Origin of the sequence: Rhodococcus erythropolis R138 (assembly GCF_000696675.2) — a bacterium.
Taxonomy (GTDB): Bacteria; Actinomycetota; Actinomycetes; order Mycobacteriales; family Mycobacteriaceae; genus Rhodococcus_F; species Rhodococcus_F erythropolis.
On the sequence record NZ_CP007255.1, the window covers coordinates 2,486,331 to 2,507,035 of the forward strand.

The 20,705-nt window shown below is 63.3% G+C and carries 18 protein-coding genes; 12 read left to right on the plus strand and 6 right to left on the minus strand.

Going from position 1 to position 20,705, the window contains the following annotated elements:
- Positions 1–247 precede the first annotated feature (247 nt).
- The 8 genes from H351_RS11730 (at position 248) to H351_RS11765 (ending at position 10,596) form a co-directional block, all read left to right on the plus strand.
- Positions 248–2,551, plus strand: a complete 2,304-nt coding sequence (locus H351_RS11730) for a putative bifunctional diguanylate cyclase/phosphodiesterase (RefSeq protein WP_244891480.1) — start codon at positions 248–250, stop codon at positions 2,549–2,551.
- Positions 2,544–4,919 (plus strand): putative bifunctional diguanylate cyclase/phosphodiesterase, encoded by a 2,376-nt coding sequence (locus H351_RS11735; protein WP_029255860.1) that lies wholly within the window; start codon positions 2,544–2,546, stop codon positions 4,917–4,919. The genes H351_RS11730 and H351_RS11735 overlap by 8 nt, the downstream gene beginning before the upstream one ends.
- Before the next feature lie 46 nt (positions 4,920–4,965).
- On the plus strand, positions 4,966–5,817 hold the full coding sequence (locus tag H351_RS11740) for an SDR family NAD(P)-dependent oxidoreductase (RefSeq protein WP_021332745.1): 852 nt from the start codon (positions 4,966–4,968) through the stop codon (positions 5,815–5,817).
- 3 nt (positions 5,818–5,820) lie between these two features.
- Complete coding sequence (locus H351_RS11745) at positions 5,821–6,726, plus strand: TIGR03619 family F420-dependent LLM class oxidoreductase (RefSeq protein ID WP_029255859.1); 906 nt, start codon at positions 5,821–5,823, stop codon at positions 6,724–6,726.
- 68 nt (positions 6,727–6,794) lie between these two features.
- Positions 6,795–7,481 carry a nitroreductase gene (locus tag H351_RS11750; protein WP_020908534.1) on the plus strand — a complete coding sequence of 229 codons (687 nt, stop codon included), beginning with the start codon at positions 6,795–6,797 and terminating at the stop codon, positions 7,479–7,481.
- Positions 7,482–7,554: 73 nt separating this feature from the next.
- Entirely contained in the window at positions 7,555–8,691 is a 1,137-nt protein-coding gene (locus tag H351_RS11755; RefSeq protein WP_029255858.1) for a class I SAM-dependent methyltransferase, read from the plus strand.
- A 177-nt stretch (positions 8,692–8,868) separates the two neighbouring features.
- A complete protein-coding gene (locus H351_RS11760; protein ID WP_007728810.1) occupies positions 8,869–9,720 on the plus strand; it encodes a Bax inhibitor-1/YccA family protein in 852 nt (283 codons plus the stop codon).
- Positions 9,721–9,840: 120 nt separating this feature from the next.
- Positions 9,841–10,596, plus strand: coding sequence for an enoyl-CoA hydratase/isomerase family protein (locus H351_RS11765; protein WP_021332748.1), 756 nt, complete (start codon positions 9,841–9,843; stop codon positions 10,594–10,596).
- A 66-nt stretch (positions 10,597–10,662) separates the two neighbouring features.
- Here the strand turns inward: H351_RS11765 and H351_RS11770 are convergent, their stop codons facing one another.
- Entirely contained in the window at positions 10,663–11,880 is a 1,218-nt protein-coding gene (locus tag H351_RS11770) for an acetyl-CoA C-acetyltransferase (protein ID WP_029255857.1), read from the minus strand.
- A gap of 121 nt (positions 11,881–12,001) precedes the next feature.
- On the minus strand, positions 12,002–12,973 hold the full coding sequence (locus H351_RS11775; protein ID WP_046378939.1) for an SGNH/GDSL hydrolase family protein: 972 nt from the start codon (positions 12,971–12,973) through the stop codon (positions 12,002–12,004).
- Positions 12,974–13,044: 71 nt separating this feature from the next.
- Here H351_RS11775 and H351_RS11780 point away from each other — a divergent pair, with 71 nt between their 5' ends.
- From H351_RS11780 to ilvA, 3 genes are all read left to right on the plus strand, one after another.
- Positions 13,045–14,430, plus strand: a complete 1,386-nt coding sequence (locus tag H351_RS11780) for a cystathionine beta-synthase (RefSeq protein WP_003943292.1) — start codon at positions 13,045–13,047, stop codon at positions 14,428–14,430.
- Between the two features lie 44 nt (positions 14,431–14,474).
- Complete coding sequence (locus H351_RS11785) at positions 14,475–15,647, plus strand: cystathionine gamma-synthase (protein ID WP_007728802.1); 1,173 nt, start codon at positions 14,475–14,477, stop codon at positions 15,645–15,647.
- Positions 15,648–15,782: 135 nt separating this feature from the next.
- Positions 15,783–16,946 carry a threonine ammonia-lyase gene (gene ilvA / locus H351_RS11790; protein ID WP_230544056.1) on the plus strand — a complete coding sequence of 388 codons (1,164 nt, stop codon included), beginning with the start codon at positions 15,783–15,785 and terminating at the stop codon, positions 16,944–16,946.
- A gap of 6 nt (positions 16,947–16,952) precedes the next feature.
- Here the strand turns inward: ilvA and H351_RS11795 are convergent, their stop codons facing one another.
- Positions 16,953–17,747, minus strand: coding sequence for an FAD:protein FMN transferase (locus tag H351_RS11795; protein WP_029255855.1), 795 nt, complete (start codon positions 17,745–17,747; stop codon positions 16,953–16,955).
- Complete coding sequence (locus H351_RS11800) at positions 17,744–17,989, minus strand: hypothetical protein (RefSeq protein ID WP_153211881.1); 246 nt, start codon at positions 17,987–17,989, stop codon at positions 17,744–17,746. The genes H351_RS11795 and H351_RS11800 overlap by 4 nt, the downstream gene beginning before the upstream one ends.
- Positions 17,990–18,194: 205 nt before the next feature.
- On the opposite strand from H351_RS11800, the gene H351_RS11805 reads away from it, so the two are divergent.
- Positions 18,195–19,295 carry a C40 family peptidase gene (locus H351_RS11805; protein ID WP_051636488.1) on the plus strand — a complete coding sequence of 367 codons (1,101 nt, stop codon included), beginning with the start codon at positions 18,195–18,197 and terminating at the stop codon, positions 19,293–19,295.
- A gap of 86 nt (positions 19,296–19,381) precedes the next feature.
- On the opposite strand, the gene greA is transcribed toward H351_RS11805, so the two are convergent.
- The gene (greA, locus tag H351_RS11810; RefSeq protein WP_007726385.1) at positions 19,382–19,876 is read right to left on the minus strand and encodes a transcription elongation factor GreA; all 495 of its coding nucleotides are present in this window, start codon (positions 19,874–19,876) and stop codon (positions 19,382–19,384) included.
- Between the two features lie 227 nt (positions 19,877–20,103).
- On the minus strand, positions 20,104–20,529 hold the full coding sequence (locus H351_RS11815) for a DUF4307 domain-containing protein (RefSeq protein WP_021345049.1): 426 nt from the start codon (positions 20,527–20,529) through the stop codon (positions 20,104–20,106).
- Positions 20,530–20,705: the final 176 nt, after the last annotated feature.

Sequence of the window (20,705 nt, forward strand, 5' to 3'; positions counted from 1 at the left end):
AGGAATCTCCACCGACGTGATCGGCGATCTCCGGCCATTGTCCCTCATGTCTGATTTCAACCCATCCGCATCAAACTTGCCGCACCAACTACCGGCAGACCAGTAGTTTGCTGATTACTGTGTCTGTGGGCAGACCTGACTCCGAAATAGGTCGGACGTACTGGTTGGCACCGCAGTGCCTAATTACGAGAGAATTGCTGAGTCGGACGTCCGATTCGAATTGAGTCGTGGGAGCGGGAGGTAAGTGATGTCGGTCCTGTCTCTTCTGCAACCCCACCAGAGAGAAAGATTGACGCCCGCGCAGCGCGATGACGTCACTCGTGAGCAGATAGCCGTCACCTTCGGCGTGCTGCCGTGGGCCGCTGCTGTCCACCTCGTCGTCACACTCGGGCTGACGTTGTATGTGATTCCGCCGGACAGCGGACCGTTGCCGCGCCTGTGGCCATTCCTGTCCGGAGTGATCGGGCTGGTGGGGATGTGCGTCGGTCTCGCCATTCATTTCAACCTGATCGCACCCACGTACCGGATGTCCTACGCGTTTCTCATCGTCGAATTTGCTGTAGTCGGGATCCTGTATTCCTCGCTCGCCCTGGTCCTGTACCCGATCCTGGATGACTCCGGCGACCTGATCCTGATAGCGGTCACCACATCCATCACCGGTGCCGGAGCCGTGGCCACCGCGATGTTGCGGATGGTGGGGGTCACCTGGATCCTGTCCAATATGGTCATCCTCGGGGTGGCATTCTGGCTTCAACCGGGGCCCGAGTTCGAACGAATTCTCATTGGAATGATCGCCTACGGCGCAGCTCTGATCGGCGGCACGATAGTGGTCTCGGGCAACCTGGAATCTCGCTACCGAGCTGAATTGAGCGCCGCGTCGGAACGATCGGTTGTGCAGATGCTTCTCGAAGATTTCGAAGGCAACGCGGGGGACTTCGTGTGGGAGACCGACCAGAAAGGCAAGTTCAACCGAATCCCGACGCGGCTCGCGGTCGAAGCGGGGCTGGACTCCACCGAGTTGCAGGGAACGGCGTGGCAGGACCTGTTCATGGAGTTGGGCACCCTACGGATCCCCGGCGGAATCGATGCGCTCATGGAGTTGCAGAAAGCCCGCCACACGAAGACCGCATTCGTCGACGTGCTCGTTCCGGTCCGAGTGCACGGTGAAATCCGGTGGTGGCAGATCTCCGGACGCCCGCGCCCCGGCCGCACGCCTGACGAGTTCGTCTGGCGGGGAGTCGGTTCCGACGTCACGGAAGTGAAACTGCAGAGTGACGAGATCGTGCGGATGGGTCGGGTGGACGCACTCACCGGCATGCCGAACCGGCACAGCTTCTGGACCGAGCTCGAGCGACTGCTGCGTGATCCGTACACAAGCGAAAGTGGTCTCGCGTTGGCGATGCTCGACCTCGACAACTTCAAATCGGTCAACGACACACTGGGTCACACCGTTGGCGACGCGGTTCTGCGAGAGGTCGCGGATCGCCTGTCCGAGGCCGGCGGGATGTCACAGCTGTTCGCACGTCTGGGTGGAGACGAGTTCGCGATTCTTTTCACCGATGTAGGTGACAGTTCGCAAGTTCGTACTCTGCTCGGCCGCTACATCGAAACTCTGCATGAGCCGATCACAGTGGCCGGCACGCGGTTGGAGATCGGATGCAGCATCGGGTACTACCTCCCCGCCGAACTGCCGTCCTCCGCCGACGAAATGATGGGCGCTGCGGACCTCGCGTTGTTCGCGGCAAAGGAATCCGGGCGCGGGGCCGTGCGTGAATATCGAGACTCGATGAAGTCCGTGGCCGATCGGCGGGCCCGCCTGCTCGAAGATCTGGGAAACACCGTCGCGGAGAAGGACCTCGAACTCGAGCTGCTGCCCAGGATCGACGTGCTCTCCCGCGAGATCGTGGCCGTGGAGGTCCGCGTGGTCTGGCACAACGCCCGCCTCGGAGCTGTGACGTCCGCCGAATTCATGAGCGTCGCAGACGACACCGGTTTGGCTTATTCACTAGGAACGACCGTCTTCGAGCTGGCGTGCGAGGCGGCGTCGCGTCTTCCTGATCACCTGCGGGTAGCCGTCGCGGTATCGACGCGTCAGCTCGAATCGGATTCCTTTGTCGACTCGATAGGGGATTCGCTTCGACGATCGGACGCCAGCGCACATCAGCTCGAGCTTCAACTCAACGAATCCTCGGCGATCACCGACGAGTCCAAGTCTGCATTGCACGCCATTGCAGACATGGGAATCGCGCTGACCGTGGACGAGTTCGGTGCCGGATTCTCCTCGCTCGCATCACTGTCCGGCCTTCCGTTCACCCGAGTCCGGATAGAACGCTCCATTTCGGGTGCGGCGCCTGGTGGACGGCCGATTCTCGAAGCTGTCGTGGATCTGGTCGACGCGCTGGGAATGGAGGTCGTCGTCTCGGGAGTCGACGGTGAGGAGGACTTGAAGTCCGTGGCCGCTGCAGGGGTGAGGACTGTTCAGGGATACATCGCCGGCGGGGTCATGTCGGTCGACGCGGTCGCAGCGGCGGTAGCAGGCCGACGTGGATGACCCGGCGGTACTCCGTAGGCGTCGTGTCGAGACGTCTGTGCGCAAGCTCGGTCGCAGCGGCACGGAACAAAACCTCTCGGATTACGATCGCCGCCGCTTACTCGATCGACGCCTGCGGTTCACCGCGCGCGTACTTCCGTGGTCGTTTCTGACTGCGGCGGTTGCGTTGTCAGCGATCGTGGTGCTCCTGCCGGTGGATGCCGGATGGTTCAGCTTCGCCTGGTCGAGTGTCATGCTGTTGTCGAGCGCTGGGTTCAGTGTCTATTGGCTCCGGCGCTCGAGTATGGGAGTCTCAGAGTCCCAGACCACCGAATTGGTGGTGCTCACAGTCGAAATCATTGTCTGGGGAGTGCTCCTGGCGTGCTTGGCTCTCGTTCTCTTCCCGATGCTCGATCCTGGTGACGAATTGGTACTGAGCTCGACGTTGATCGGTGGGATCGCGGTCGGCGTGTTTCCCACCATGATGTTTCGCGGAATCACTGTCGTCTGGATCAGCCTGGTGGGAGTCGGGCTGGCCGGGGCGTTCTGGACGGAACCGGGCACATCGCGTTTCGTGCTGATCGGGGTGCTGGTCATCTTCGTAGGTTCGCTCTACAGCGGAACTTTGCTGTTGGCCAACCTCTTCGAGAGACGGCTACGCGCCGAACTCGTAGCCGAGGACGAACGAGATCTCGTCGAATTGTTGCTCAACGATCTCGAAGACGGAGCGCAGGATTGGCTCTGGGAAACCGATTCGCGCGGTATCGCCAGTACCGTGTCGTATCGATTTGCCGAGCAGGTCGGTTTACCGGCAGCGCAGATTCGGGGCCGCACCATGCACGAGATCCTGATCGGGATCGGCGCATCTCGAACAGATGCGGGCAGGAAGTCCCTTGATCTTCTCACCGCGAATTTTCAAGCCGGGACGGCGTTTCGGGACCTCACCATGCAAGTTGTCGTACGGGGCGATACTCGCTGGTGGTCGATGTCAGGTCACCCCGCCAGCGGCGACGGGGCGGACTACGGGTGGCGCGGTGTCGGATCCGATATCACGCACTCTTATCATCAGCGTCAAAATATCTTGCGACTGGCGGAAGTCGATTCGCTGACCGGGCTCAAGAATCGGTACAGCTTCAACTCTCAGCTCTCGTCGAGGCTTCGGGACGGACGCAGAGTGTGGTTGGCGATTCTGGACCTGGACAACTTCAAGTCGATCAACGACCGGTTGGGACACCACGTCGGAGACGACGTGCTTCGCGATGTTGCGAGCAGGCTGCACAGCGTTCTGCGATCGAACGAGATCTGTGGGCGACTGGGGGGTGACGAGTTTGCCATCGCCTTCGACGACATCGCGAGTGCAGATGAGGTGGAGGAACGATTCCAAACGATTCTCGACTCATTCGAACGACCATTTTCACTGGTCGGCAACCAGATTCGCATTCGTGCCAGTCTGGGGTACGGCTCGATGCCCGACGACGCCGACAGCCTCGAAGACCTGGTGATTGTTGCGGACCTCGCGCTCTACCACGCAAAGGAGAGCGGTCGGAACCAGATTCGCGCCTTCGATGCGACTTTGCGGGATCGTGCGACAGGTCGGGCCAGAGCACTGTTGGATCTTCGTCGTGCGTTGATCGACGAAGAGTTCGAGTTGGTCTATCAACCGCAGGTTTCAGCCGCGACGGGAGTTGTTGTCGGGTTCGAGGCTCTGCTGCGTTGGAACCATCCGACTTCAGGTCTCGTCTCGCCGGGAGACTTCATTTCGGTCGCCGAGGAAACTGGCTTGATCGTGCCGATCGGTGCAGGTGTTTTGCGGGCTGCCTGCACGGCAGCGACAACGTGGCCGGAGGACATTCGGGTTGCCGTCAATGTTTCTCAGGTGCAACTGCGTTCGAGTCGATACGTCGAATCGGTACGCCAGACACTGAACGAGGTGAACCTCCACCCCAGCCGACTCGAGATCGAAGTGACCGAATCGCTGGTCATCGATGACGCCGACCGAGATGTGTTGGTACAGCTCTCGGCGCTCGGAATCGCGATTGCGATGGACGACTTCGGTACAGGGTTCTCCTCGGTTGCCAGCTTGGCCCGGCTGCCGCTCGATCGGTTGAAGATCGATCGGGCGTTCGTCGCACCGCTGGACGCGGATCCCTCGAATTCGAGGTTCGCTGTCCTGCGAGCCGTCATCGCGATTGCCAAATCTCTCGGGCTGGACACCGTTGCCGAGGGCGTGGAGACGGAGAGGCAGCGCGCGATAGTGACGGAGTGCGGATGTGACGTGATCCAGGGGTACTTGGAGGGAATGCCGATACGGGCAGCCGAGATTCCGGACTATTTGAATGAGCGACCAGGCGGTCCGAGCAGGCTGGGTGTCGCGGCTACCACTGAGTGAGAACTTTGCGCCCGTTTTGGCGATCGATGTGTGACGGTACGCCGAAGTGATTCACATCGAACTGCAGAAGGGTGTCTTCGTGGTGGTCGGATCGGCGTACTTCCCAGGGCCGATGTTGGTGGGTAAGAAGGCAGTGGTCACAGGCGGTTCCCAGGGAATCGGCGCAGCGATCGTTCGAGCATTTGCCTCGCATGGCGCGTCAGTTCTGGTTGTGGACATGGCACCGCTGGGCGAGGTCGAATTCGACTCAGCTGCAGGTGGTTCGATCAACCATCTCGAGTACGACGTGCGTGCGCAGGAAGTCCCCGTCGCGTTGACCGAGTTCGCGCCGGACGTTCTGGTGAACAATGTGGGTCATTTCCTGAACCCGCCGACAGCGTTCACCGGTACGGATCCAGGATTCTGGTCCGAGGCGGGCAACATCAATTTCGATCACGTCGTGCGCCTGACCCATGCCCTGCTTCCCGGCATGATCGATCGCGGAGTCGGTGGATCGATCGTGAACCTGACGACGGTGGAGGCGCATCGAGCGATCCCGGGCCACACCATGTACTCGGCATACAAGGCCGCGCTGACGCAGTTCACCAGAAGTCTTGGTGTGGAGATCGGTCGAACCGGAGTGCGCGTCAACGCCATTGCCCCGGATCTGATCGAGTCGGTACAGGTGCCGTATCGCAGGATCGTCCCTGCCGACGACTGGGACAAGTGGCCGGGGTGGGCGCCGCTGGGTGGACCGGGCCAGCCGGTCGACATTGCCGGCCCCGCGCTGTTCCTGGCTTCAGACCTGGCGAGATACATCACCGGAACCGTCATCCACGTCGACGGCGGCTCGCACGCTGCCGGAGGCTGGTTCCCCACCGAAGAAGGCGGCTGGACCAACCGGCCCCGAAAGGCTTGACACATGACAACTTTCAGTCTGAACGTTCCTAATTTCGGCACCACTCTCGCGGAGAACTCCTACGGGAAACTCGTGCAGGTCTGTCAGAGCGCGGAAGCTGCCGGCTTCGACCGGGTCCTCGTCACCGATCATGTGGTGATGGGCTCGGACAACTCGGCATACACGTGGTCGGCGTTCCCCACCGAGCCTGACGCCAACTGGCTCGAACCGCTGACCGTCCTGGCTTTTGTTGCCGGACAGACGAAGACAATTCGCTTGGGGACCGGAATCGTCATCGCGGCGCTTCGCGGGGGAGCGGTACTTGCCAAGACTGCCGCGACACTCGATCTGCTGTCCGGCGGCCGCCTCGACCTTGGCGTCGGAACCGGTTGGCAGGAAAGCGAATACGACGCTGTCGGTATGGACTTCGGTAAGAGGGGGCCGTTGCTCGACGACGCTCTCGCTGTGTGCCGGGCCCTGTGGAGTTCGGCGCCGGCGAGCATCGACACTCCTCGTCTGAAGTTCGACGACGTGTATTGCGCGCCCCGTCCAGCCGCTGGAATCCCGATCTGGGTATCCGGTTCGCTCTCCAAAGCCGTCGTACGACGCGTCGCAACCTGGGGTGACGGGTGGATTCCGATCATGGGCGCCGCGGACGACGACCTACGTGAAGGGATCGATGTCATCGGGAAGGCCATGGCGGATCTCGGACGCGATCCAGCGGAATTGCAGGTCCGTGGGCGACTGACCGTTGTTCGCGGGGCTGACGGTTCGATCGATCTCCCGGCGACGATGATCGGTGCCGAACAGCTGCTCGAATCCGGTGCTACCGATGTGCTGGTCGCGCTGGCAGCTGTTGATCCGGATCCGGACACGGCGATATCGGAGTTCGGCGAGCTGGTGTCGGCCTTCGCAAAGGTGACCCGATGACTATTGCGTTGAAGCGATAGTTCTATCGTGCGAAGTGTTGTAGTGCAGCCTGATCGAGGAGAGAACACATGACCGAGAGCATCGTCGTGGATACGAGCCTGGAAGGGTTGCTCGATGCCCGGATCAGCTGCCGCGCCTACGAGGACCGTCAGGTGCCACGTGAGGTGATCGAGGAGATCCTTCGGCTGGCGCAGAAGACGCCGTCGTGGTGCAACACGCAACCGTGGCAGGTTGCGATCACCGAAGGGGAGGGCACAGAGCGATTCCGCGCCGGCCTCGGTGAGTACGTGATGGCCAACGCCCAGGAGTCGGACTTCGAGTTCCCCCGCGAGTACCAGGGCATCTACAAGTCGCGTCGGTTCGACTGTGCGATGGCGCTGTATTCGAGCGTCGGAATCGAGCACGGTGACCGCGCCGGTTCCGCGGCACAGACGATGAAGAACTTCGAGCTCTTCGGCGCTCCCCACGTCGCGATCATCACCACCGACGAGGCATTGGGCACCTACGGCGCTGTCGACTGTGGGTTGTACGTGAACAGCTTCCTGCTCGCGGCCCAGAGCCTGGGGGTGGCCACCATTCCGCAGGCGGCGCTCGCGGGTAGCTCCAAGTTCATTCACGAGCACTTCGGCATCGACGACACTCGCAAGGTCGTGTGCGCGATCTCGTTCGGGTACCCCGACACCGACCACCCGGTGAACGGATTCCGCACCGAACGCGAAACCGTCGACAACGTCGTGCAGTGGATGTCGAACTGATGTGGATGTCGAACTGATCACCTGCTGGTCGGGGGATTGAGTGTTGCGTAGTTCCACCTGAAAGACTGGTGGCATGTCCGACACACCCGAACTGTTCGATCGTCTGCGCCGATTTCCCGATGTCGAGGCACCCAATCTCTTTGCCGTCGACGCGGCTGATCGTCTGATCCTCGACGAGGCCGCCGACGCTCTGGCCGCAGCGCCGACGGGCACCGTCGTCGTGATCGGCGATCACTACGGCGCGCTGACCGCCGGTGTTGCGCTCGTTCACGGAATCGCCGGCGTACGGGTTCACCAGGATCCGCTCACCGGAGAGTTGGCCCTCGCCAACAACGCGCGCGAACTCGGTTTCAGTGACGCCTTCACCTCCCACGGACTGGACGAGGAGTTGCTCAGCGGCGCCCGCGTCGTGCTCATGCAATTGCCGCGTAGCCTCGCTGAACTTGCCGAGATCGCTCAGCTGATCGCGCTCCACGCCGACCCGGCGGTTCGTGTCTTCGCCGGTGGGCGTGACAAGCACATCACCCCGGCGATGAACAAGGTTCTCGGCGAATCGTTTTCCGACGTCAGCGCCTCGCGTGGGCGTCAGAAGTCCCGCGTACTCAAGGCATCGGAACCGAAGGCCGATGTTGCCATCACGTTCCCGATGACCGAACGCCTCGACGAGTTCGACCTCGACGTCGTTGCTCACGGCGCCGTGTTTGCCGGTGCGAGCCTGGACATCGGCACCCGGTTGCTCCTGGAGAACCTCGGAAAGATTGCGGTCGATCCGCTGAGCGACGTGATCGATCTGGGTTGTGGCAGCGGCATTCTCGCGGCGGCGATCGCGCGTAAGTTCCCGGATGTCCACGTGATCGCAACGGATCAGTCCTCGGCAGCCGTCGCTTCGGCTCTGGCGACCGCAACTGCTAACGGCGTCGGCGATCGGGTCAGCGGCCTGCGCGACGACGCCGTGAGTTCGTTGCCCAGTGCGAGTGCCGATCTGGTTCTGTTGAACCCGCCGTTCCACGTCGGCGCGGCGGTGCACACCGGCGGAGCACTCAAGATGTTCGAAGCCGCCGGTCGCGTCCTGCGTCCGGGTGGCGAGTTGTGGACTGTTCACAACGCGCATCTGGGGTATCGCGAACCGCTGAAAGCCGCGGTGGGACCGAGCGAGGCGATGGCGAAGAACGCGAAGTTCATCGTGATGAAGTCGGTCAAACCGTCCTAGTATCGAAGAGTGTTGATCTTCCGGAAATGCGCCGGGAACTAAAACCGACGCTTCGACGTTGTAAATTACGAGTGCTTTACTTTTAGTTAGGTACACGGACCGTGTCGGAAACTCGGATCCGTACGGCGAACCCGCGACGCACCCGTCGTAGGCCACCACGATGAAGGGATGATCACGGTGCGCACCACCAGCAACCCGGTGTTCCGCAATCTGCCCAAGCAAGAGGGCAACGGATACGCCTCGTTCGGATCTGCGACGGCGGGCGCCTCGCAGGCAACCCAGCAGTTCGGTCAGCCGCAGTACGCTCCGGCCGAGCCGTACCAGACCGGTCCCACCTCGCGGGCCATGACGATCGACGACGTCGTCACCAAGACGGGCATCACGCTCGGTGTGCTGACGATCTCGGCACTGGTGTCGTACTTCCTCGTCAACAACAACGCCGACCTTGCAGCCCCGCTGGTCATCGGCGGCGGTCTCGTCGGCCTCGTTCTGGTTCTGGTCGCGACGTTCGGTCGCAAGATGGACAACCCGGCAATCGTGTTGGCGTACGCCGTCGCCGAGGGTCTGTTCCTCGGTGCGCTGTCGTTCATGTTCACCGATATTCAATTCGGTGGCGTCGGCGGATCGGCACTGATCGCGCAGGCAGTCCTCGGCACCTTCGGCGTGTTCTTCGGCATGCTCGTGGTTTACAAGACCGGCGCGATTCGGGTGACACCGCGTCTGACGCGAATGATCATCGGCGCGTTGATCGGCGTTGTCGTTCTGGCGCTCGGCAACCTCGTCGCGAGCTTCTTCGTCGACGGCGGACTGGGACTGCGTGACGGCGGAACGCTCGCCATCATCTTCAGCCTCGTCTGCATCGGCATCGCAGCCTTCAGCTTCCTGCTCGACTTCGACGCCGCTGATCAGCTGATCCGCGCACAGGCCCCGGAGAAGGCAGCCTGGGGCGTCGCATTCGGCCTCACCGTCACCCTGGTCTGGCTGTACGTCGAGATCCTGCGTCTGCTGAGCTACTTCAACAACGACTAGTTCGCGAGTCGTTCCGTAACACGAAGAAGGGCCCCACTCGGGGCCCTTCTTTTGTCGTCTGTGGGCGGTTACGGTGCTTGGATGCCTAGCAACTGCTTGGTTTGGAGCGAAGGGGAGCGAATGTCGACAAACACCACCGAACCCGTGCTGGTGGCGGATGCCGGAGCAGTGCGAACGCTGACCTTCAACAATCCGGGCCGCCTGAACGCTTTCGATGCGGCCGGCTTTCGAGCGTTGACCAAGGCGCTTGACGACGCGGCGTCGGACGAAGCCGTGGCCGTGGTGATCGTCGAGGGCGCAGGCAAGGCATTTTCCAGTGGCGTCGACCTACGCGCACTCGCCGAACCAGGCACCGACAATTCAGACTTCGGCAATGCATTCGCGCCGCTGATCGTTGCGCTGGCGGAGTTCCCGAAGCCATTGATCGCCGCGGTGCACGGCGCTGCCGTCGGCATCGGCCTGACCATGCTGCTCTACTGTGACGTCGTCTACGTTGCCGAGAACGCACGCCTGCGGGCACCGTTCACGTCGCTGGGTACAGCTCCCGAAGCTGCCAGTAGTTGGTTGCTGCCCAAGGTGATCGGAACGCAGCGCGCCGCCGAGCTGATCCTGTCGGCCCGGTGGCTCAGCGGCGTCGAAGCTGCCGCCTACGGACTGGCGACAGCCGCCGTACCGGCCGACCAGGTACAGGCACGTGCCCGCGAGAGTGCCGAGCAGATTGCCGCCAACATCGGACCGGCAGTCCTTGCCGCCAAGCGACTGCTCCGCCACGGTTGGGCCGACGAAGCCCGCGCCGCTGTGCAGCGTGAGGACGACGCTGCACGAGCGTTGATTCGCGAGTTGGGGAGTTTTGCTCGGAAATTCACGACTACCTGAAACACGACCACACGAAAGCGGCCGCCCGGCAGAAGCCGGGCGGCCGCTTTCGACGTGCTCAGGGGATCAGCTGAGGCGCTCGATCACCATTGCCATGCCCTGTCCGCCGCCGACACACATGGTCTCGACGCCGAAGGTCTTGTCCTGCTCCTGCAGGTTGTTGATCAGGGTGTTGGTGATGCGGGCACCTGTCATACCGAAGGGGTGACCCAGGGCGATCGCGCCACCGGAGATGTTGAGCTTGTCCTCTTCGATGCCCAGTTCGCGAGCGGATCCGAGGACCTGCACGGCGAATGCCTCGTTGATCTCGAACAGGTCGATGTCGGAGATCGACTTGCCGGCGATCTTCAGGGCGTTCTTGACGGCCTGGATCGGGCCGAGGCCCATGATCTCGGGGGACAGGCCCGAGACGCCGGTGGAGACGATGCGAGCGAGCGGGGTCAGGCCGAGTGCCTTCGCCTTGGTGTCGGACATGATCACCAGTGCGGCTGCGCCGTCGTTGAGCGGGCAGGCGTTGCCGGCGGTGACGGTGCCGTCGGGGCGGAAGACGGGCTTGAGGCCGCTGATGCCCTCGTAGGTGGTGCCGGCGCGGGGGCCGTCGTCCTTGGAGACGACGGTGCCGTCGGCGAGCGTGACGGGCGTGATCTCACGCTCGAAGAAGCCGCGAGCGATGGCTTCCTCGGCGCGATTCTGGCTGCGCACTGCCCAGCGGTCCTGGTCTTCGCGGGTGATGCCGGTGGCCGAAGCGACGTTCTCGGCGGTCTGGCCCATGCCCAGGTACACGTCGGGGATCAGGCCTTCTTCGCGAGGATCGGTCCAGGCGACTCCACCCTCGGCGAGCTTGGCGCTACGAGCCTGCGCTGCGTCGAAGAGCGGGTTCTTGGTGTTGGGTAGGCCGTCGGCGTTGCCCGTGATGAAACTGGAGACGGACTCGACGCCGGCGGAGATGAAGACCTCGCCCTCGCCTGCGCGGATGGCGTGCAATGCCATCCGGGTGGTCTGCAGCGAGGAGGAACAGTAACGGTTGACCGTCACACCGGGGAGGAAGTCGTAGCCGAGCTGAACGGCGACGACGCGGGCGATGTTGAAGCCCGACTGGCCGGCGGGCTGGCCGCAACCGAGCATGAGGTCGTCGATCTCGGTGGGGTCGAGCTCGGGGATCTTTGCCAACGCGGCGGCAACCATCTGAGTTGCGAGGTCATCCGGGCGGATGTCCTTGAGCGAACCCTTCATTGCGCGGCCGATGGGCGACCGTACTGCTGAGACGATTACTGCCTCGGGCATGAAAACTCCTTTTGTGTACTGCTCGTGGGCGGCTTGAAACGCCGTCGAGCAGGGCAAGTTGAATGCAGCTTCGACTTACAATTTACGTTGCCGCTCCCAGATGGTGGTCACGCAGTCTCACTCAGTTGACGTCGGGGCGCTGAACTGCGGGTTTGGTGCGTCTCGCGAAGGCTTTCCACTGAGTTGCCGCTGCCGTCAGTCGGGCCGCGACGGTGCGAGCTTGCGCCGCCTCCGAGACGTGGGGAAGTTCGGGTAGCGGGCCACCCTGCCACTCACCCAGAGCCGACGCGAGAACCGGGACGATCTGCTTCGCCGCGAGTTCGTAGCCGGCCGCCGACGGGTGGAAACGATCAGCCGAGAACATCGTGTCGGGCGAGGCCAGGAATTCCTTGGCCAGCAGGTCGGCTAGTGGAACGGGATGACCCCCGGCGTTTCTGGTCGCGGACGCCTGGGCGAGCGCGAGACGATGACCCCATTCACGCACCACGGAGCGCAGTGGTTGCGGGATAGCCGTGACCACCCCCAGATCCGGGCAGGTGCCGACAACAACGACGGCGCCACTCTCGCGTAGCCGTCGTACCGCGTCGCCGAGGCGTTTTGCCGAAGCATGAATTGCGTTCTTGGCCGTGACGTCGTTGGCGCCGATCAGGATCACGGCAGCATCCGGGGGAGGGCCGGCGACGAACATGGCGTCGACCTGCCCACTCAACCCGCGTGAGGTGGCGCCGCCGATGGCCTTGGTGCTCAATCGGATTCGCTTCCCGGTTTCACTCGCAAGCAGCTTCGCGACCTGCACACCCGGAACTTCCGACGCCGTCAGTGCGCCGACGCCGGCCGCAGACGAATCGCCGAAGATCATCAAGTGGAGGTCGAAGGGCACGGCCCGCCACCAGAGTTCCGGGTTGTCGGCGCCGGGTGCGTACACCCCGTCCGCCTCGGGTGGCTTGGCGATATTGCGACCGATCACCCCACGGGCCGCCCCCGCCTGCGACATCAGATAGTTGTAGCCCAACCAGGAGAGCGTGCCTGCACTCGATCCGGCCACCACCGTGGCCACCGACGCTTTCAGTCCGGTTCGACTCACACTTGCCAATCTAGCCGGATTGCACCACCTTCGCCCGACGTCCGCGCGCACCGTTTTCTTTCATCTGGGAACATGGACGAATGCGCATCGCGGAACACGTCGTCGACCTCATCGGCAACACCCCACTCGTCAAGCTCACGTCCGTCACGGGCGAAAACTTCGGCACGGTGGCAGCCAAGGTCGAATACCTCAACCCTGGCGGTAGCTCCAAGGACCGCATCGCCGTCAAGATGATCGACGCAGCCGAGGCTTCGGGTGAACTGAAGCCTGGCGGCACCATCGTCGAGCCGACTTCGGGCAACACCGGAATCGGCTTGGCACTCGTGGCGCAAAAGCGTGGATACAAGTGCGTTTTCGTCTGCCCCGACAAGGTCAGCGAAGACAAGCGCAACGTCCTGCGTGCCTACGGCGCCGAGGTGGTCGTGTGCCCCACGGCCGTCGCACCGGACAACCCGAACAGCTACTACAGCGTCTCCGACCGCCTCACCCGTGAGATCCCCGGCGCCTGGAAGCCCAACCAGTACTCCAACCCGGGCGGACCGGAGAGCCACTACGAGACCACCGGTCCCGAGATCTGGGCCGACACCGACGGCAAGATCACGCACTTCGTCGCGGGCGTCGGCACCGGCGGCACCATCACCGGCACCGGCCGCTACCTCAAGGAAGTTTCGGGCGGCAAGGTCAAGGTCATCGGCGCAGACCCCGAAGGCTCCGTCTACTCCGGCGGCACCGGTCGCCCGTACCTGGTCGAAGGCGTCGGCGAAGACTTCTGGCCGTCGGCATACGACCCGTCCATCCCGGACGAGATCATCGCCGTCTCGGATGCCGATTCCTTCGAGATGACGCGTCGCCTCGCCCGCGAAGAGGGACTGCTGGTCGGCGGTTCCTGCGGTATGGCCGTCGTCGCTGCCCTCGAAGTAGCCAAGCGCGAAGGCCCCGACGCTCTGATCGTCGTCCTCCTCCCGGACGGTGGCCGCGGCTACCTGTCCAAGATCTTCAACGATCAGTGGATGGCGTCGTACGGATTCCTGCGCACCCCACTCGACGGCAAGACCAACGTCCCCACCGTCGGCGACGTCCTGCGCGGCAAGTCGGGCGAGCTGCCGGACCTCGTTCACACTCACCCGTCGGAGACTCTGCGCGACGCGATCGAGATCCTGCGCGAGTACGGCGTGTCCCAGATGCCCGTCGTCGGTGCGGAACCGCCGGTCATGGCAGGCGAGGTCGCCGGAAGCGTGTCCGAGCGAGATCTGCTGAGCGCGGTATTCGAAGGCCGTGCGCACCTTGCGGATTCCGTCGAGAAGCACATGAGCAAGCCGTTCCCGCTCATCGGTTCCGGCGAGCCGGTCTCGGCTGCCACGAAGGCGCTCGGTGACACCGACGCACTCATGGTCGTCGACGACGGCAAGCCGGTCGGTGTCATCACGCGCCACGATCTCCTGGGTTTCCTGAGTTCGGATTCCTGAGTACGGATTCCTGCGCCGGTGCCGGCGCCATTAGGCTGGGGACCATGAGTGAGCAACGCAGCAAGGCCGACAACATCAGCTGGCAGGGTTTCTCCACGAAAGCGGTGCATGCGGGTTACGAACCCGATCCGCTGACCGGCGCGGTCAACGTGCCGATCTACGCAAGTTCCACCTTCGCCCAAGACGGCGTCGGTGGAATGCGCAGTGGCTTCGAGTACGCGCGAACGGGCAACCCCACCCGTCGCCCGCTCGAGGCGAACCTTGCCGCGCTCGAATCCGGAACCTACGGCCGAGCGTTCAGTTCGGGAATGGCGGCCACCGACTGCCTGCTCCGTTCGGTACTTCGACCGGGCGATCACCTGGTCATCCCCGACGACGCGTATGGCGGAACCTTCCGTCTCATCGACAAGGTGTTCACGCAGTGGGGGATCGAGTACACCCCGGCTCCGGTGTCCGACGTCGATGCGGTGCGCGCGGCGATGAAGTCCAACACCAAGCTGGTCTGGGTCGAGACGCCCACGAACCCGCTGCTCAATATCGGTGACATCGAGCTCCTTGCCGAGGTCGCCCACGAGGGCAACGCAAAGATCGTGGTGGACAACACCTTCGCGTCGCCGTACCTGCAGCAGCCGCTGCAGCTCGGTGCCGACATCGCGCTGCACTCCACGACCAAGTACATCGGCGGACACTCCGACGTGGTCGGTGGCGCTCTCGTCTGCAACGACGAAGAACTGGATACCGCGTTTGCGTTCCTGCAGAACGGATCCGGCGGCGTTCCCGGCCCGTTCGACGCGTTCCTGACGTTGCGCGGAATCAAGACACTGGCGCTGCGCATGGAGCGTCACAGTGACAACGCGGAGAAGGTCGTCGAATTGCTCGACGGCCACCCCGCGGTTGCCAGCGTCATCTACCCGGGCCTGGCTTCGCATCCGTCACACAAGGTCGCGGCCAAGCAGATGCGACGCTTCGGCGGCATGATCTCCGTCCGCCTCAAGGGCGGCAAGGCGGCAGCTCTCGACCTGTGCTCGCGCACCGAGATCTTCACGCTGGCAGAATCTCTCGGCGGCGTCGAATCCCTCATCGAGTTCCCCGGCGCGATGACCCACGCCTCGACGGCCGGTTCCGCTCTCGAGGTTCCCGACGATCTGGTTCGCCTGTCGGTCGGCATCGAAGACGCTTCCGATCTGGTCGGCGACATCGAGCAAGCGCTGTCCTGATCTTCGCTCTACAGTAATTCGACTTCGAATCTGCAGTGCGCCTTCACACCTCACGAGGGTGTGGAGGCGCACTTTCTGGAGGCATGCGTGAATCTCGAACAGATAAAGGCTGCACAGCAACTGCTCGCCCCGGTCATGCGACGCACCCCGGTCGTGGCCTCGCGAGTGTTGTCCGAAACCACCGGCTTCGCCGTGAGCTTGAAATGTGAAAACCTGCAGCGCACCGGCTCTTTCAAACCGCGCGGTGCGTACAACCGCATTGCCAATCTTTCCGCAGAGGAACGGGCAGCGGGCGTGGTGGCGGCCAGTGCCGGTAACCATGCGCAGGGAGTTGCCTGGTCTGCAACAGAACTGGGAATCAAGTCGACCGTCTTCATGCCGACGGGTGCGCCGCTGCCGAAGTTGGTGGCCACCAAGGCATATGGAGCTCAGGTCCACCTGCACGGTTCGACTGTCGACGACGCGCTCGTGGCCGCTCGCGAATTCGCGGACCGGACCGGAGCGGTTCTGGTCCACCCGTTCGATCACGAGGACGTCGTGGCGGGGCAGGGGACTGTGGGGCTCGAAATCCTCGAGCAACTGCCTGAGGTCGGCACTATCCTCGTCCCGACCGGCGGCGGTGGGTTGATCGCCGGAGTGGCCGCAGCAGTCAAAGCTGTACGCCCGCAGGTCCGCATCGTCGGAGTGCAGGCCGAGACGGCGGCTGCCTGGCCGGCGTCGTTGGCAGCCGGGAAGCCGACCGCCTTGGCGTCGATGTCCACGATGGCAGACGGTATCGCCGTTGGCTGCCCGGGCGAGGTTCCGTTCGCCGAAGTTGCCGCCCATGTCGATGCCGTGGTGACGGTCAGCGAGGAAGCGCTGTCCAAAGCGCTCCTGCTGTGCCTCGAACGCGCCAAGCTCATCGTCGAACCGGCCGGCGTTGCGGCCGTTGCGGCCTTGATGACCTGCTCTCCGGAGGAGCTGGGACTGACAGGGCAGGTGTGCGCCGTGCTTTCCGGCGGCAACATCGATCCGCTACTTCTCACGCACGTCATCTCGCACGGTCTGCGAGCGGCCGGACGGTTCCTCGGCGTTCACATCACCATCGACGATCGGCCGGGCGCACTGGTCTCGTTGCTCGAAGTGGTTCGAGCGAACGGCGCCAGCGTGGTCGACGTCATCCATTCCCGTACCGGTGGCGAACTCGCGCTCGACGAAGTGGAAGTCTTCCTCACCGTCGAGACACGGGGTCCGGACAACAAGGCGGAACTTCTCACAGCCTTCGACCGTGCCGGCTACGCCGTACGACTGCAGAACTGACGCGACTTACTCGTCAGGCCAGCCGCCCAGAACCGTTACGCGATACTCCTGGTCGACCAGCCTGGCGGGTACGTCGAGTTGATGTAGCCAGTCGATGGCCGAACCGCCCATGCCGACCGCAACCCGACTGAATGCGGCGGCCTGGGCGCAGGAGGGCGCAATCACCGACACCGTGCGCCACATCGGCGTCGCCGTCGATTCGCGGTGCAGTGGTTTGACGGTGCTGGCCGTGGCGATCCCGCAGTCGGAAGGAAGCGCTACCTGGCACGTCGGGTCGCCGGGCAGGTCTTGAACCTGAATCTGCCAGCCGTCTTCCGGCGCCGGGCCGGCAACCGCGATGTCCCCGCCGAGGCCGACCAGTACTCCGCACCCGAGAAGCGTGGCGGTGGATGCCGCGCAGTGGTCCGCTGAACTGGCGCGGGCCGTCGCGGACAGATCGAGAACGACGTCGTCCGGGCTGTACACGCGGTTGTTCTCGACGCGAATCTTCCACCAGGAGTGAGGGTCTGCCGACCCGGCCGTCGGCGTGAGTTTGCCGTCGGTCAGTCGTGCGACAGCCAACGCGTCTTCGAGGAAGTGCGCGAACATCGGGGTCACGGCGACGCCGTCGACGTTGCTCGCGGCGCAGACATAGGTACGAATCTCGGAGTCGGCACGATCTCGATTGGTGGCAGCGTCGGCAGCGGTGAGGTATCCGCGAACCAGGCTGGCCGCGGAGGGAAGGACCTCAGGGTCGGTGACGACGACCCGGGCCTGCACACCCCACGTGAGCCACTCGGAGGCCGAGCGCGGAGTGCTCACGAACCGTTGGAGACGGCATCCGGGGTTCCGAATCCGGCGACCACGACGGGCCGCTTCGCTACGGGATTCTTGGTGTGAGAAGCCGAGGTGTCCGGCGCGAGTGCCGTGGCAGTGGGAGAAGAAACGAGTGAAAGTCCGCCGCTTGCGAGCGCTCCCGCCACAGCCGTGGCTGCGAGGGCGAGGCGAACGGGTCGATACACCGTAGTGCGTCCCCGGGCGGGTCGTGGCCGATCGTCGCTCATGCACTCAGCTTGCACGCCGAACCTGAGAAAAGCCTTGGTGTCTGTAGTCATTTGCGTAACGCCCACCGAGATAAATGAGACATTGGTTACAGGAGTCGCGAGACTGAGCCGTGTCGAATGCATGTTCGAAAGGGTAGATGTTCGCACCGACAAGTTTCGGGTACGACCACGTACGTAGATTTTCAGAGGTTTATCGGAGGTTCGGATGGCAGTCGGTGTCCTGGCGATCGCTGTGTCGATCGGCACCGCACTGGGCGTGATGAGTGGAACTCTCGGAGCGCCCGCACAAGTCGAGAAGAACGAGTCTTCGAATGCTGCAGTCTCACTTGCAGCCTGGAACGGACCGGCACGAACTCAGGACACACCTGAGGGAATCGTGCCTTCCGTACCCTCCAACTTTCCGGGAGCGACATTGGCGCCCGTTGGAGCGGTGGCGGTGTTCGCGCCGTGGATCAAGAAGGCCGGTGCTCTGTGCTCGGAGATCACGCCCGCGGTGATCGCTTCGCTGTACTCGGTCGAGAACGGATTCAAGTACGGACCCGATACCGACATCTCACCGGAAGGTGGGCGCGGGCCTGGCCGCTTCACCACCGCAGCGTGGACGGCATACGGCAAGGACGGTGACGGCGACGGAAAGATGGACATCCTGGGCGTTGCCGATCCGGTGATGACAACCGGATACCGGTTGTGCGATCTCGTGAAGCAAGCGCAGTCCTGGCAGAAGTCCGGTGAGGTCGAGGGCGATACCGTCGACCTCGCGCTCGCTGCCTACGACGTCGGGCCGGACGCAGTTCGCGAAGCGGGCGGCGTTCCCGCCGACAAGGCGGGCGAGGTTCCCGCGGAGCAGGCGGTCGCCGCTCCGTTTGTCGCACAGATCAAATCGTTGCAGGACTCGTTCGCTCTGATGCTCGCACCCTTCGACTACAACAACCTCGCCGCTGCCGTTGGCGGCGTCGTCGAGGCCGGTCTGAAGTTTCTCGGATTGCCGTACGTGTGGGGCGGCGGAAACATCAACGGGCCCTCGATGGGCGGGTTCGACTGCTCGGGTCTGACGTCGTACGCGATCCACGCGGCCACCGGAGTGACTCTGCCCCGGACCTCGGAGACACAGTGGGGCGTCGGCGTCGAGGTCCCGCTGGATCAGGCGCAGCCCGGTGACCTGTTGTTCGGCAACTGGCAGGCAGGCGGTCCCGGCCATGTGGCGATCTATGTCGGGAACGGACAGATGCTTCACGCACCCACATTCGGTGACGTGGTGAAGGTCGGCCCGATCTTCGCCGGCATGAAGGCTCGCCGCGTGGTGTGAGTGGGCCGGAACTGCAACGCCGACAGAGCAAGAAGCGCCACCCGACCGAGTCGGGTGGCGCTTCTTTTCAGAGCTGGTACAGCCGATCAGCTGTGGTAAGGCTCCGCGCTCAGCAGCGTGACCTTCATGGTGCTGCCGTTGGGCAGGTTGTACTCACGCGTGTCGCCGACCTTGGCTTCGAGCAGCGCGCCGCCCAGCGGTGAGTTCGGGGAGTAGACCTCGAGCTTGGCGTCACGTGCGCCTTCTTCGCGGGTAGCGATGAGGAACGTCTCGGTGTCACTCTCGTCGCCGTCGTAGTAGACCTTGACTACGGATCCGGGCAGTGCAACACCGGACTGAGTGGGGGCCTCGCCGACCTTTGCGCTGTTCAGCAGCTCCTGGAGCTGGCGAATGCGGGCTTCCTGCTGACCCTGCTCTTCGCGGGCAGCGTGGTAGCCGCCGTTCTCTTTCAGGTCACCCTCTTCGCGACGCTCGTTGATCTCGGCGGCGATGACCGGGCGATTGGCGATGAGCTGGTCGAGTTCGTTCTTGAGCCTGTCATGTGATTCCTGGGTAAGCCAGGTCACCTGGGTCTCGGTCATCTCGATCACTCCCTAGTAGTCGGAGCCGGGGGCTCCCTCGACGATCGCTGCAACAGCAGCGAACAACGACTCGGAAGCACCACCAGGGATGCAACCTTGCCGTCAAACCTTGCGTCAATGCAGCAATACACGGTTCCACCCGGAACCGTGTATCGGGCAATTCTATCACGCATGACTACCCGCCCTGTCCGGCGCCAAACGTCCGGCAGGGTGGATGCGTTCCGAGGTCAGCTCTTGGTCAGGTACTCCGGAACGTCGAAGCTACAGCCGTAGACGTCGGCCATGCCCGGCGGCTGGGACGTCTTGACCTCGGTGTTGAACTCGAGGGTCTGATGCTCGGAGGACGGGACGTAGACCTCACGTCGTCCGGTTTCGGATCCGTCCTTCGAGCGAGCGCGCACGATGCACATCGCGTCACGTGACGAGTCGTCGCGTGTGACGGTGAAGCGGATCTTCACCGTGGAGTCGTTGGCGATGTCGAACGAGATGGTCTCGGTCTCGATTTCCTTGACCGCAAATTTTCCGTACGCGTAGTACGCGATTCCGCCGCCTACGACGATGACGAGTGCGGTCAGAGCCCACACCATCCACTTGCGGGGACTGCTCGTGCGAGTTGTGCTCGGGTACCGATCTTGGGGAAGCGGTTTGCTCATCACTCTGCTCTCGAAGACTCGAGTTCACGTGTCGTGCAGCAACTGACTGTGTCCCGCCGAATTACCGAAGGGGTCACGGCTGCGCCAGGAACTCTCGGGTGGAACTATAGAGGACGTGTCCCGTCGCGCCGTCGGTAGGTTTGTCGGCAGTCGGTACGTTTGACGGCAACCACCCG

Excerpts from the sequence above, each read along its gene's own strand:
- H351_RS11780 (WP_003943292.1), top strand. The coding sequence starts at position 13,045 with ATGCGCATCGCGGAACACGTCGTCGACCTCATCGGCAACACCCCACTC.
- H351_RS11745 (WP_029255859.1), top strand. The coding sequence starts at position 5,821 with ATGACAACTTTCAGTCTGAACGTTCCTAATTTCGGCACCACTCTCGCG.
- H351_RS11730 (WP_244891480.1), top strand. The coding sequence starts at position 248 with ATGTCGGTCCTGTCTCTTCTGCAACCCCACCAGAGAGAAAGATTGACG.
- H351_RS11750 (WP_020908534.1), top strand. The coding sequence starts at position 6,795 with ATGACCGAGAGCATCGTCGTGGATACGAGCCTGGAAGGGTTGCTCGAT.
- H351_RS11770 (WP_029255857.1), bottom strand. The coding sequence starts at position 11,880 with ATGCCCGAGGCAGTAATCGTCTCAGCAGTACGGTCGCCCATCGGCCGC.
- H351_RS11765 (WP_021332748.1), top strand. The coding sequence starts at position 9,841 with ATGTCGACAAACACCACCGAACCCGTGCTGGTGGCGGATGCCGGAGCA.
- H351_RS11815 (WP_021345049.1), bottom strand. The coding sequence starts at position 20,529 with ATGAGCAAACCGCTTCCCCAAGATCGGTACCCGAGCACAACTCGCACG.
- greA (WP_007726385.1), bottom strand. The coding sequence starts at position 19,876 with ATGACCGAGACCCAGGTGACCTGGCTTACCCAGGAATCACATGACAGG.
- H351_RS11805 (WP_051636488.1), top strand. The coding sequence starts at position 18,195 with ATGGCAGTCGGTGTCCTGGCGATCGCTGTGTCGATCGGCACCGCACTG.
- H351_RS11785 (WP_007728802.1), top strand. The coding sequence starts at position 14,475 with ATGAGTGAGCAACGCAGCAAGGCCGACAACATCAGCTGGCAGGGTTTC.
- H351_RS11755 (WP_029255858.1), top strand. The coding sequence starts at position 7,555 with ATGTCCGACACACCCGAACTGTTCGATCGTCTGCGCCGATTTCCCGAT.
- H351_RS11800 (WP_153211881.1), bottom strand. The coding sequence starts at position 17,989 with ATGAGCGACGATCGGCCACGACCCGCCCGGGGACGCACTACGGTGTAT.
- ilvA (WP_230544056.1), top strand. The coding sequence starts at position 15,783 with ATGCGACGCACCCCGGTCGTGGCCTCGCGAGTGTTGTCCGAAACCACC.